The following is a 13,224-nucleotide window of genomic DNA, read 5'->3' on the forward strand; positions in this document are numbered from 1 at the left end:
GAAAGGATGTGATTACGATATTTATAGCTAAAAGAGAAAACGGAGAAAAAATTCATTTACTCTACAATTGTAATGAAGAGCTTTTGCGCCGTATGCGTCAACAGGAACGATTCTTTTGTGTAGCTTGTGGAAAGGAAGTACAAATGAAATTAGGGAAACAAAAAAGTTGGCATTTTGCTCATAAAAAAGTGGATTCATGTCTTGCCTTTTATGAAGCGGAATCTATGTATCATAGGCACGGTAAAGAATTGTTATATAGATGGTTCGAACGTCAAAACTTTCATGTAGATATAGAGCATTATCTGCCCCAGATTCAGCAACGACCAGATATTTTTATAGAGAGAGCAGGGAGAAAAATTGCGATTGAATACCAATGCGCAAATCTTTCTATAGAGCAGCTGTACAAACGAACCTATTCGTATTGGCGAGCGGGTATACAGGTCATTTGGATCATTGGTGGAAATCAATTGAAAAAGCAATCTGCATATTGGATGAAATTTTCCTCACTTATGGCTTTCTCCTTACAATCTTATCCTCAACCATTTCTTATTTTCTTCTGTTCCAAACAAAAAGCATTTATGAAATGCGCGTTTCTCACTTCTTTTTCTACAAGCGTCTCTTTCTCACATACTATATATTTACCAACTGAAACTACTACTTTTGAACTACTCTTTTCCCCTGTTCCTTTCCAAAAAGAAATATTAGACCGAGAATGGAAGCAACGAAAGGACTATTTTCGAAAAAATGCTTTGCCTATTTGGAATTATAATTATAAGTCACTATTACGCCTCTTATATCAATTTAAATGTACCCCAGCGAGCTTTCCTTCTGAAATTGGTGTTCCACTTCCTTCTGGATTTGCTTTTCAAACAAACCCATTTATATGGCAAGCTTTTCTATATATGAAGTGTATAGGGGAGCTTGCAGTAGGAGAGTGTATTACTCTTCAATATGTGTGTAGTTATGTAAAAAAGTATACGAAAAGGCGTATGCTCCCGTACTTTTCAAAGCATATATGGAAAGTAGCAGTTACTGAATATATGACATTCTTATGTTATACAGGTGTATTACGTAAAGTGGAGACTTATAAGTACCGGAAAATAAGGGGGATCGTTATGTTAAAAACAGAGGAGGAGGTTATGAAATATGATGAAACTTGTTTAGCGTATGCCTTATCTTTATTTGAGGCAAAGTACAACATGAGAGAAGGAAAAGGGGATATAATAAAGACTGATTGTGAAGGAATTACATAAGAAAAAAACGAATTGTACTTAAGTAGAGATAATTAAAGGAGGGCTTAAAGAATGTCTGAACAAAACAAAGCGAAAACATTACCAGATCGCAATGAGATTGAAGAAGCAAGTACGTGGCGATTAGAAGATATTTTCCAAACAGATGCAGAATGGGAAAAAGAATTCCAAGCTATTAAAGAGCTATTACCGAAGTTAACTGAATTTAAAGGGAAACTTGGTGACTCTGCGGACAATTTGCTTGAGGCATTGCAATATGAAGACGAAATTTCAATGCGATTAGGTAAGCTATATACATATGCTCATATGCGTTACGATCAAGATACAACAAACTCTGTATATCAAGCATTAAATGATCGCGCAACAAATTTATATTCACAAGTATCTAGTAGCACAGCGTATATTGTACCTGAAATTTTGTCGGTTTCAGAAGATACACTGCAAACATTCTTGAAGGAAAATAGAGATTTAAGTGTATATGAACATGCATTAGAAGAAATTACACGTCAACGCCCGCACGTATTATCAGAAGCTGAGGAGGCTTTATTAGCGGAAGCATCTGAAGTAATGAGTTCATCAAGCAATACATTTGGTATGTTGAATAACGCGGATTTAAAATTCCCATCTATTAAAGGTGAAGACGGAGAAGAAATAGAAATTACACATGGTCGTTACATTCAGTTTTTAGAAAGTGATGATGGCCGTGTTCGCGAAGATGCATTTAAAGCTGTATATGAAACGTACGGGAAATTTAAAAATACATTCGCAAGTACGTTAAGCGGAGCAGTAAAACGTAATAATTTCAATGCGCGTGTTCGTAAATATGATTCTGCTCGCCAAGCTGCACTAAGCAATAATAATATTCCGGAAGCAGTATATGATCAACTTGTTGAAACGGTAAATGACAACTTACATTTATTACACCGTTACATCGATATTCGTAAGCGTGCATTAGGACTTGATGAGCTTCACATGTATGATTTATATACACCACTTGTACCAGAAGTGAAAATGAATGTGAAATACGAAGAAGCGCAAGACCTTTTATTAAAATCTTTAAACGTACTTGGTGATGAATATGTTGATATTTTGAAAGAAGCATATGAAAATCGCTGGGTAGATGTGTATGAGAATAAAGGAAAACGAAGCGGGGCATATTCATCTGGTGCATATGGAACAAATCCGTATATTTTAATGAACTGGCATGATAATGTAAATAATTTATTTACACTTGCTCATGAATTTGGTCATTCGGTGCATAGTTACTATACAAGAAAAACACAACCGCACGTATATGGTGATTATTCCATCTTCGTAGCAGAAGTGGCATCAACTTGTAATGAAGCGCTTCTAAATGATTATTTATTAAAAACGACAGAAGATAAGAAAGAGCGTCTATATTTATTAAATCATTATTTAGAAGGGTTCCGTGGTACTGTATTCCGTCAAACGATGTTTGCAGAGTTTGAACATATTATTCATAAGAAAGTACAAGAAGGACATGCTGTTACGCCAGACATGCTAACGGAAATCTACTACGATTTAAATAAGAAATATTTCGGTGACGCTTTAGTAATCGACGAAGAGATTGGTTTAGAATGGTCTCGTATTCCGCACTTCTACTACAACTATTACGTATATCAATACGCAACAGGATTTAGTGCAGCGACAGCTCTATCTAAACAGATTTTAGAAGAAGGACAACCAGCAGTAGAACGTTATATTAACGAATTCTTAAAAGCAGGAAGCTCTGATTATCCAATTGAAGTGCTGAAAAAAGCAGGAGTAGATATGGCATCTCCTGAACCAGTAAAAGAGGCACTACAAGTATTTGAAGAGAAATTAAATGAATTAGAAGCATTATTATTTGAAGAAAAGTAATGAAAAAAGACGAGAGATTGTATCCTCGTCTTTTTTGTTGAATAAATTCAATGTCGATATTTGTCGAAAAAATAAGGTGAATTTCTTTGTTTTTCTAACTGAAAGGATAGTTTTACAGCTGATTTTTGAAATTAAAACCCTTTGAATCTTTTTTTATGATTGAAATAAGAGAGAGTGATAACGATGATTCCAAATAAAAGAGGTAAGGCAATAATTTTAGGAAAAGCTTGTAGTAGAGAGAGGATGTACAAGAAAAAAGAAACGATGACAGCTAGAAAGAGAAGAGCAATATAAGATTTTTTCATAAATAACCCCCCTAAATGACCTTTTTTATAGCTTATTCAAAAATGAAAACGTTTAGAATGTGACAAAAGTGTGAATTTCGACAAAAGGGGTTGTCATCTGGCGTCGAATCTTGTAATATAATAAGCGTGAACGAATTCACATACAAACATATACCCCTTTGTTTGAACGTGAAAATTTCTCCCATCCCCTTTAATATTTTTATAAGCCGTAAAGAAAAAGACCTGGTGTTTACACCAGGTCTTTTTCTTTTGCTATCCATTTCCAATAACGTTCGCATTTTACTTCAATCATTTGTACTTTTCGTTTCAGTTGTAATTTTTTAAGTTCGCGCTCAATTTCTTGCTGCGGACAGTCATAAATAAATGCTACTTCTTTTGAAGATATAAATTGTGTTGCTTCTAGTAATGCTTCTAAAGGTGGTAATGGTTCTGGCTCAATTTCACATTTTACAAGTTCTTTCAATAATTGTACGTATACATCGTAGGAATAATTTCCAGCAATTTTAATACCTTCTTCATCTGAGTTCGCATGAAAAAAGACGAGGGAGGGTATTTCTGTAATATGCATCTCATTCGTGAATTTCAAGTCACATTGGAAAGCTTTTTTTGCACTAGCAGAATGTAGATCTTTTTTAAATTCTTCTACATCAATATTGCTATCTTTCGCACATGCAAGTAATAGTTCGCAGTCAGGGGTTGATACATTTTCAAGGAAAATGTATTCTTGGAGTTTTCGCAAAAACTTCGAACCTGCTTTTCGGCCTTGCAACTCCGCCGCCTTAATTGCCATCGAAACTAAATATGGTGTTGACGATGCTTCTTGCATATGTACCTTTCCATCACATGAAAAACCTTGTAAACTTGTTGTCTTTTCCCACACAAATCGAATATTAGCAGGTTTATTCCATTTGTGTGAGGAAGCGTTCGTTCCATCCACTTTTCCTGTTACGATATGACGAATAGAGAAGTATTTCCCGTATTCAAGCCATAGTTTAATAATAAAAGGCTCAATTTCCCAGCAATCTTTACAAAGTGGATCAATAAATAAATATGCTTCTACAGACTTATGCTCGCATGCGGAAGGAGATGGCATATTTATATGCTTTGCTTCCTGCTTATCCATTACACTTCACCTGTTTCGTTTGGAGTATTAACCATATGCTGAGCGGTTAATGCTAAACGTTCAAAAACAAACTCTCTTATATGACCATGCACTCCAGTATCATCCATTGCTTGCTCCATACATGATAGCCAAGCCTCTGCTCGTTTTGGAGTAATCTCAAACGGAAGATGGCGTGCCCTTAACATAGGATGACCATGTTCTTCAGTGTACAAATTAGGACCACCTAAATATTGTGTTAGAAATTGCTTCTGCTTCCTAGCGGTTTCTGTTAAATCTTCCGGGAAGATGGGAGATAAGTCAGGGTGTTTACTGACATAGGAATAAAATGTATCTACTAATATTGCAATGCATTGTTCACCGCCAATTGCTTCAAATGGTGTCATCGGTTGCTTGCTCATCCTTTATAAACTCCTTTTTCCATGAAATGTATATCTATTGTAGCAATGGAATGTTCGAGAGGGCAAATAAACAGCCTTCTCAAACATTCTTTGCTTATTCTACGGGTGTAAACTTTTTTAGTAAGATGTATCCACTAGTGAAACATATTCACTAGTGGAATTTTCACTTTAGCGTGCTTTGTTTTGTTTGGCAAGGAAAAAGCGTTTTACTTTGTTATTTGTATGACGAACAGGTATGTTATGTTGCGTTAATAAATGAATAAATGCAGCTTTTCCTGTTTCTTCATCTTGCACTTCAAATTCAATTTCATAATCATCGTGATTGTAATAGAAACTATGATCAAAGACAAGCGTTCCGCCTTTAAATAATGCTTCGGCTCTTTCAGTTGTTAAACTACCCATATAAGTTAAAGTGGAAACAGGAATTTGTAATTTGTGTAGTTGATCCATTACAGCCCCTGGAATGATTACGTTTGTTTCCATCATCATTCTTGCTTCGTCTTCTGTTACGACTTGATGCGTTTCTAACAAGCCGACTTCTGCAGGTTGTTTCAATGTTAATGTATAAGTTTCTCCTTTATGACGAATACGAAGTGCAGAGCCGGCTTCTTTTAACGAGAAGCCCGGTGTTTCAAAGTAGTGATTCACCTGTTTCGTAAATGCTTCAATAGAGAATGATTTACATAATGTATCGAATTCTTCTTCTGTAACAATATTTTTAAATTCAATTTCAATTTCTTGTGTCATTGTATGCGCGCTCCTTTTAAAAAATAATTCTTTACACATTATCGCTTTTTCATAAATTTGGTTCAATGTTTTATTTGTTTGCGTCCATGTTATGATACAATAATACTGTTAAGTAAGACAGGAAGTTGAGATGGAGGAGTTAGAGCATGCAAAATAAAATTCAAGTTAAGAGCGTAGAAAAGAGAGAGAATGCGCTTATTTTTTGTGCGGAAAATAATGAAATAGAGGTAAAGGAGTTAAGTGCGCGTAATCACGTACTTGTAGACTCAGACAATTTATCATTTTTATATATATTAGAAAACGAATCATCTTTCATTTATGTAAGTATTCCGCACACATGCTGGGAAGCAATGCATGAAGCGATGAATAACGATATAGTAATGTTCGTTCGTGTGAATGACGTTGAAATGGAATTAGAAAATTTAAAAGAAGAAGTAGAATATTTAGTTGAAAATATTGAAGGTAATGCAAATTACGGAGAAGAACTAGTAACTGCTGTAGAAAAAGTATTTCTATAAGCAAATGGATTGATTTTGGTGGTGGTTGAAATGAATCGAAATTGGGAAGAATTTTTAGCACCTTACCATCAAGCGGTGGCAGAGCTGAAAGTGAAACTAAAAGGAATGCGTACTCAATTTGCAATGTTGACAGAGCATTCTCCAATTGAGTTTGTAACAGGAAGGGTAAAGTCGGTTCCTAGTATTATTGATAAAGCGGAGAAGAGAAATGTACCGCTAGATCGGCTGAGAGAAGATATGCAAGACATCGCGGGCCTTCGAATGATGTGTCAATTTGTTGATGAGATTAAGCCTGTTGTAGAATATCTTCGAAAACGAAATGACTTTGAAATCGTGGAAGAACGTGATTATGTCACGCAAAAGAAAGATAGCGGCTATCGCTCTTATCACGTTGTCATTAGTTACCCCGTTCAAACGATTCAGGGAGAAAAAAAAGTATTGGTAGAAATCCAAATACGCACGTTAGCAATGAACTTTTGGGCAACAATTGAGCATTCTTTAAATTATAAATATAGTGGACGTTTTCCTGAAGATATTAAAATACGCTTGCAACGTGCAGCGGAAGCGGCGTTTTTATTAGATGAAGAAATGTCTTCTATTCGTCTTGAGATTCAAGAAGCGCAGAAGGCTTTTTCAAGAAAGCAAGAAACGAAAGATTCCGAATCATAAACTAAAGGGTGTTGGGCGATGAAATTTACAATTATGTCAAAGGGAGATCAATCATCAGATACACTGGCAAGCACGATGAAAGAGTACTTGTTAGATTTTGGATTTACAATGGATGAAAAAGAACCCGATATTGTAATTTCTGTTGGGGGAGATGGAACGCTTTTATATGCGTTTCATCGTTATTATAATCGATTGGATGAAACAGCATTTGTTGGTGTACATACAGGACATTTAGGTTTCTATGCAGATTGGTTACCGACAGAAGTAGAGAAATTAGTAATTGCGATTGCGAAAACACCATTCCAAGTGGTGGAATATCCGCTTTTAGAAGTGATTATTCGCTATGTGAATGGAAGTAAAGAGTCACAGTATTTGGCGATGAATGAGGCGACTGTAAAAAGTGCAGAAGGTACATTAGTAACAGAAGTAGAAATACGCGGAGAATATTTTGAAACATTCCGCGGGGACGGCCTTTGTATTTCTACTCCTTCAGGAAGTACTGCATATAATAAAGCGCTTGGCGGAGCAATTATTCACCCTTCTATTGAAGCGATTCAAATTGCAGAAATGGCATCCATTAACAATCGTGTGTTTCGTACTGTGGGATCGCCACTCGTATTGCCGAAGCACCATACATGTGTGTTAAAGCCAGCTGCAGGAATGAACTTACAAATTACAGTGGATCATTTAACGATGGTTCATCAAGATGTGAAATCAATCCAGTATCGCGTCGCAAACGAGAAAGTACGATTTGTTCGTTTCCGCCCGTTCCCGTTCTGGAAACGAGTTCGTGACTCGTTTGTTGCAGATAAATAGAAAGGGTTATAAATTTGAACAGATTTACATTGAAATGGGATATAGGACTGGCTGAAGAGAGTACTTTAGTTAGGGAATTTTTGAAAACGAAAGGTATTTCTAAAGCCGCTTTAACGGATATAAAGTTTCACGGCGGGGCAATTGAAGTAAATGGTCAACATGCGAGTGTTCGTCATCAGTTGCGCGCTAGTGAAGAATTACGCATCTTTTTTCCAGTGGAGGAAAGAAGTGAAGGGATGATTGCAGAAGATATCCCTTTATGCATTGTATATGAAGATGATGCGGTTCTTATCATTAATAAAGAGGCGAACATGTCAACGATTCCATCTAGGGAACATCCGACAGGGAGTGTTGCCAATGCGCTTTTATCTCATTATGATAAGCAGCATCTTGCAAGTACAGTACACATTGTAACACGGTTAGATCGTGATACTTCAGGGCTTATGCTTATTGCAAAAAATCGTTTCGTGCATCATCTTTTATCGAAGCAGCATCAACAAAAAGCTGTGAAACGAACGTATGAAGCAATTGTTCACGGTGAGATGGTAGAACGAGAAGGAATGATTGATGCACCAATTGGTCGGAAATCTGATAGCATTATTGAGCGAACGGTTTGTGAGGATGGACAAAGGGCAGTTACTCATTTTAAAGTAATTGATAGTACATATCATAAGACACATGTAGCGCTGGAGCTTGAGACAGGAAGAACGCATCAAATTCGTGTGCATATGGCTCATATAGGACATCCATTACTTGGTGATAACTTATATGGAGGAAGAAGGGATGAAATGAAACGGCAAGCACTTCATAGTAAATCTTTGACGTTTTATCATCCTATTTTAGAGAAAGAAATGTCTTTCACTATAAAGATTCCAAGCGATATGCAAGAGTTACTTAGGAATGCTTAAAAAGGGAACAAAATTCTTATGTTATAAAGAATTTTGTTCCCTTTTTTCTTAGCGGAATAATATTAAAATTTGGTTTTCACGCGTACGCTTTATAACGAAAAATCCACTTTCGGCTTTTGTAGCAATGCCATTGTCATTTGGACGACAATATCCATGCGTTTCGCAAGTGCCGTCATCACGTACTAACATTTGCCCAATTAATCCGACAGGAAGCCACTCGGCGCGATCTTTTCTTGCTACATATTTGCAAGCTGGATCCCATTCTGTATTTAAAAGAGGTTGTATTTCTTCTGATTCCGTCCATACATATTGGCGTTTTCCAAAGTTGTCTGTTTTATAGCGTTTTTGCCAACTTAAAGCCCCGCTATTTCCTATAAGTGCAGGAGTTGCACTAGATATTCCTAAAATGAACGAATCGTGTGAAGTAGCTATCCGAATTTTTTCTTCGCTACTAAATGTAACGAAATAACCGACATCAATAGGTTTATGACCTTCTGTTTCAAACATTTGTGCAAAATCCGTTCCGCTTGCATTGTAAGACGCGCCCTCAATATACATTTCTCCATTATGGGCAAGCCATTTAGCACCGATATTATGGTCGGTGTCGTTTGCACCATTTGCAATAAACCAGGAATAAGCTTCTTCTGCAGTGCCGAAGCGCCCCATAATATGGCTACCTGCAAAATGAGCTGTTGATGTATGATGACCTTCCGCATGAGAAGAGGAGCCGTTAGCGATAGTTGCGGTTCCTTCTGCGTGTGCTGCTTCGCCTAAAGCAGTCGTCTGTTTACCCTCCGCATGAGAATAAGCACCGCCTGCTGTCGTTTCACTTCCCTCACTATGCGAACTATGTCCAGTTGCTTTTGAGTTGGATCCTTCTGCATGAGAGAAAGAACCTTTTGCGTGTGTTAATAAGCCTTCCGCATGTGCTGCCATGCCCTCCGCATGAGAGTGAAGCCCCTCCGCATATGCATATCGGCCGCCCCTTTTAACTTTTGTATTTTCAGGTGTAGGTGTCTCAATTATGAGTGGTTTTTCAGTTTGTATATCATTCGATGAAGCTAATGCTTCTTTTATTTTTTTTACTTTGTTTATAATAGCAGCTGGAATTTCTGGTTCCACTTTTTTATTTATTGCTACAGAATTATTTTCTTCCGCCGTTTCTTCTGTTTGGTTAGAACGTAGTACCTGTTCATCTTGATTTGAGAGCTGTTTATTTTTTTGTTGCATCTTTATTTTTCTGCGATCGATTATGTGGTTCATCACAGCATTTTCTAAAGAGACATATGTTGGTTTTACTTTGCTTTTTTTTGATGACTCTTGTTCTTCTAGTTCTTCTATGGCTGCAGCCCGAATGCTACACCAGTTGTTAATTCCGTACATGGGCAGATATAAAGGGGGAAATTTTCTTTTTTGTTTAGAAGATTTTTTCTTCATTCTGTCACCTCCTGCGACATTATATGTAAAGTAATTAAAAAAAGATGCACTTTATTGCATCTTTTTTTAATTACTTTACCTAGTTTTATATGAGATCTGCCTAAATAATACGGTAATCTCTCGCTAAGTAAGGTAGTTATGAAATTGGACGGAACTTCTCAGCGACAAAAGGTAAAGAAGAAGGGACAGAGATAGTCTCCATTTCAGGATAACGTAATCCGGTTAATTTGCCACCAAATACAGCACCAGTATCAATATTGACTGTCTGATTGACGAATCGAGGTTCTTTTACTGGTGTATGTCCATATACAATCCAAGCTTGCCCCTTGTATTCTTGCGCCCAATCGCGACGGACAGGTGAGCCATCGGCATGCTTTTCTCCTGTAATATCACCATATAATACAAAGGTTTGTACTTTTTTATCTCGTCTTCCTATGTAATCTTGCCGAATCCCAGCGTGACATACGATTACTTTTTTTTCATCTAGTATGTGGTAGAGTGGTGATTGTTCATAAAGAGTGATAAACTTTTCTTTTATAATGTTTTGCTTATGAGAAGGAAGTGCCTCATATTCAGCGACAGTTGTTTCAAGTCCGTGAGCGATTGTTACATTACGTCCAAGGAAAAATCGATATAGTTTATTACAGTGATTTCCAGGAGCGTAATAAGCTTCTTTTTTATGTATGACAAGTTCCCATACAATTTCGATCATACGTAATGAATGAGGACCACGGTCTGTAATATCACCAACGAATGCAAGTTTACGTTGTTCAGGGTGGATCGGTAGACCGCTACTCCAGTTATACCCTAGCTTCTCTGTTAAATTTTGAAACTCTTGGAAGCATCCATGAATATCTCCTATAATGTCATATTTCATATTTAAACCTCCATCGTATTTTTCATTAGTATATCTAAAAAAGGATAGAGATAAAAATATAGCGTTTTTGTGTTGTTCATTTAAACATAAAGCTTTTCGTTCTTGAGCGAATATTTAAAATGAATCCAATCGCAATCATGTATGTAAGCAGTGAACTTCCTCCGTAGCTCATAAGAGGTAATGTTATCCCTGTAATGGGAAGTAATCCGATTGTCATCCCGATATTTTGGAATACTTGGAAAGTAAACATTCCGATTGTACCAGCGCAAATGTAACTACCGAAAGGGTCATTACTTTCTAAAGCGATATGAATCATTCGAAAAATGAGTAAGAAAAAAAGTGAAATAATGACACTTGCACCTAGAAATCCAAATTGTTCAGCGACATTAGTGAAAATAAAATCTGTATGTGGTTCTGGAAAATATACTTGTCCATTTTCCCACCCCTTTCCTTGCATTTCTCCGGATCCAGTCGCTAAGAATGCTTGTCTTAATTGATAGCCTTGCGCATCATATTTGTAAGGTGCCAACCATCCGTAGAAGCGATTTAATTGATATTCTTTTAAAATGTGTGCTTTAAAGAAATCTGTGTGAGTAAAAAAAATATATATTAATGTAGATCCAGCCACGAAAGTACCTGAAACTAATCCGAAAATAAAACGCCATCGTATGCCAGAAACTAGTATCATTGCTGCAAGCATCGCTGAAATGACCATTGTGTTTCCTAAATCTGGTTCTTTTGCAATAAGTAGTAGTGGTGGCAAGCTTGTCGCAAATATTTTTCCAAGTAATAAAAAATCGTCACGCATTGTTTGGGAAAAATATTTCTCATTATGATTTGCTATAATTCGTCCAATGACGATAATTAAAAACAATTTCATAATTTCAGAAGGCTGAAAATTTCCGATGCCTGGGAGCCTGTACCAAGCGGTAGCGCCTTTAATTGTAACGGCACCTGGTACTTGAAGTTCTAGTCCAATAAGTAGTACCATTGCAAAGCTATACAAATACCAAGCAATTTTTTGATAACGATCGAAATCGATAATCATAATAACACCAATGGCTATAAATCCAATGAAGTACCATTGGATTTGCTTGAGTACAAAATTGACGTTTTGTAAAAATGGCGGTAAGGAGGCTTGCGCACTTGCAATAGCACAACAACTAACAATCCCAATGGCAAATAAAATAAATAGTAATACGTAGTCTATTTGATATTGAGAATTTGAATCTTTCAATGTAGGTATTCCTTTCTACTGCTCTTTATAGTAATGGATTTTATAGTATGAGAAAGAATGTATGAACTATACGAATGATTCACATATAGTCCATACACTTTTGATTTTGCAGAGTAGTTTAATTGTTTAACTCTTTAATAATTATATCCAAACAATGGGCAAGACGTACATGTGCGTCAGGAAAAATATCTAGTTGATGAAGGTAGTATTTTAAGGAACTTTTACACCATTTGTAAGCACTAAGTAGAGCTGTTCTATAGTCTATAGTATTTTGTAAAAATCCATATTCTTTTGCTGTTATAACGAGGTGTGTGAAATCTTCGCAACCTTGAAGTAGTTTATTGTGTATTTGTTGTCCAGCATGGTAGCGAAATTGACTTAAAGGCTCAGAAATGTATATTGCATTTCCTTTAGAAAGTAAAGAAATCCATGAGGCCATATCAACACTACAAGAATATTGTCGCTCTTTAAGGGTGCCAAAAGGTTCAGTGAGCAAGTTCTTTCGAAACAAAGTAGTTGTAGGTTCGCCGATAATGTTGTGGCCGGCCTTTAGCATCCAGTCGCCTAAAAATATTCCGTTTAATGGGGTATCTTCGCTATATAACTTTTGTGTTGGATGGGCATCGCCGATTAGATTTCCATGATCATCAATACGTACTCGATAAGAAGTAACAAGAGCAAGATCTTTATTGGAATCTTGCTCAAAATAGGCCATCATTTTTTGTATTTTATGCTTATAAAACACGTCATCGTCCATTAAAAAATTTATATACTCACCATTTGATTTTTCTATGAGCATAAGGTCATTGTGAAATTGTCCTAGAGTAGAGATATTTCGAATGTATGTTATATTTTTATAATTTGGTAAGTATTGTTCATGGATTAGAGTTGCTGTTTCATCATTTGTACTATCATCTCCGATGATGATTTCAATATTTGAATAAGTTTGTGCCAATGCACTTTCTAGAGCGATTTTGAAATAATGGGGTCGATTATAAGTGGGAATAAGGATAGAAACGAGAGGTAGATTTTTTTCACTCGCCATACATAACTTCCTT

General features: G+C 36.4%; 14 protein-coding genes. 6 read left to right on the forward strand and 8 right to left on the reverse strand.

From position 1 onward, the window contains the following. The first annotated feature begins 8 nt into the window (after positions 1–8). Together AC0ONG_RS04710 and pepF are read left to right on the forward strand one after the other, a co-directional pair. Positions 9–1,253, forward strand: coding sequence for a competence protein CoiA (locus tag AC0ONG_RS04710; RefSeq protein ID WP_000628323.1), 1,245 nt, complete (start codon positions 9–11; stop codon positions 1,251–1,253). A gap of 51 nt (positions 1,254–1,304) precedes the next feature. Continuing rightward, positions 1,305–3,131 (forward strand): oligoendopeptidase F, encoded by a 1,827-nt coding sequence (gene pepF, locus AC0ONG_RS04715; RefSeq protein WP_000003356.1) that lies wholly within the window; start codon positions 1,305–1,307, stop codon positions 3,129–3,131. Between the two features lie 131 nt (positions 3,132–3,262). On the opposite strand, the gene AC0ONG_RS04720 is transcribed toward pepF, so the two are convergent. From AC0ONG_RS04720 to AC0ONG_RS04735, 4 genes are all read right to left on the reverse strand, one after another. Then, positions 3,263–3,436: a hypothetical protein gene (locus tag AC0ONG_RS04720; protein ID WP_000750354.1), complete on the reverse strand. Its 174-nt coding sequence runs from the start codon at positions 3,434–3,436 to the stop codon at positions 3,263–3,265. Positions 3,437–3,665: 229 nt separating this feature from the next. After that, complete coding sequence (locus AC0ONG_RS04725) at positions 3,666–4,559, reverse strand: ClpXP adapter SpxH family protein (protein WP_000360659.1); 894 nt, start codon at positions 4,557–4,559, stop codon at positions 3,666–3,668. Continuing rightward, positions 4,559–4,957: a globin domain-containing protein gene (locus AC0ONG_RS04730; protein WP_000043386.1), complete on the reverse strand. Its 399-nt coding sequence runs from the start codon at positions 4,955–4,957 to the stop codon at positions 4,559–4,561. Before AC0ONG_RS04730 ends, AC0ONG_RS04725 begins: the two co-directional genes overlap by 1 nt. Positions 4,958–5,125: 168 nt before the next feature. Next, entirely contained in the window at positions 5,126–5,704 is a 579-nt protein-coding gene (locus AC0ONG_RS04735; RefSeq protein ID WP_016077971.1) for a CYTH domain-containing protein, read from the reverse strand. Between the two features lie 146 nt (positions 5,705–5,850). Here AC0ONG_RS04735 and AC0ONG_RS04740 point away from each other — a divergent pair, with 146 nt between their 5' ends. From AC0ONG_RS04740 to AC0ONG_RS04755, 4 genes are read left to right on the forward strand one after another with little or no spacing between them, the layout of a single operon-like run. Further along, positions 5,851–6,222, forward strand: coding sequence for a UPF0738 family protein (locus AC0ONG_RS04740; RefSeq protein ID WP_001179996.1), 372 nt, complete (start codon positions 5,851–5,853; stop codon positions 6,220–6,222). A 30-nt stretch (positions 6,223–6,252) separates the two neighbouring features. After that, a complete protein-coding gene (gene yjbM, locus AC0ONG_RS04745; protein ID WP_001081485.1) occupies positions 6,253–6,891 on the forward strand; it encodes a GTP diphosphokinase in 639 nt (212 codons plus the stop codon). A gap of 18 nt (positions 6,892–6,909) precedes the next feature. Next, the gene (locus tag AC0ONG_RS04750) at positions 6,910–7,707 is read left to right on the forward strand and encodes an NAD kinase (protein ID WP_000673196.1); all 798 of its coding nucleotides are present in this window, start codon (positions 6,910–6,912) and stop codon (positions 7,705–7,707) included. A 14-nt stretch (positions 7,708–7,721) separates the two neighbouring features. Then, positions 7,722–8,615: an RluA family pseudouridine synthase gene (locus AC0ONG_RS04755; protein ID WP_001079127.1), complete on the forward strand. Its 894-nt coding sequence runs from the start codon at positions 7,722–7,724 to the stop codon at positions 8,613–8,615. A gap of 48 nt (positions 8,616–8,663) precedes the next feature. Here the strand turns inward: AC0ONG_RS04755 and AC0ONG_RS04760 are convergent, their stop codons facing one another. From AC0ONG_RS04760 to AC0ONG_RS04775, 4 genes are all read right to left on the reverse strand, one after another. Beyond that, the gene (locus AC0ONG_RS04760) at positions 8,664–10,052 is read right to left on the reverse strand and encodes a peptidase G2 autoproteolytic cleavage domain-containing protein (protein WP_016077970.1); all 1,389 of its coding nucleotides are present in this window, start codon (positions 10,050–10,052) and stop codon (positions 8,664–8,666) included. Positions 10,053–10,188: 136 nt separating this feature from the next. Further along, a complete protein-coding gene (gene prpE / locus AC0ONG_RS04765; protein WP_000872690.1) occupies positions 10,189–10,929 on the reverse strand; it encodes a bis(5'-nucleosyl)-tetraphosphatase PrpE in 741 nt (246 codons plus the stop codon). A gap of 76 nt (positions 10,930–11,005) precedes the next feature. Continuing rightward, positions 11,006–12,166: an FtsW/RodA/SpoVE family cell cycle protein gene (locus AC0ONG_RS04770; RefSeq protein WP_000655325.1), complete on the reverse strand. Its 1,161-nt coding sequence runs from the start codon at positions 12,164–12,166 to the stop codon at positions 11,006–11,008. Between the two features lie 118 nt (positions 12,167–12,284). Then, a complete protein-coding gene (locus tag AC0ONG_RS04775; RefSeq protein WP_000135606.1) occupies positions 12,285–13,211 on the reverse strand; it encodes a glycosyltransferase family 2 protein in 927 nt (308 codons plus the stop codon). Positions 13,212–13,224: the final 13 nt, after the last annotated feature.

Source organism: Bacillus sp. TCT6, assembly GCF_056033845.1.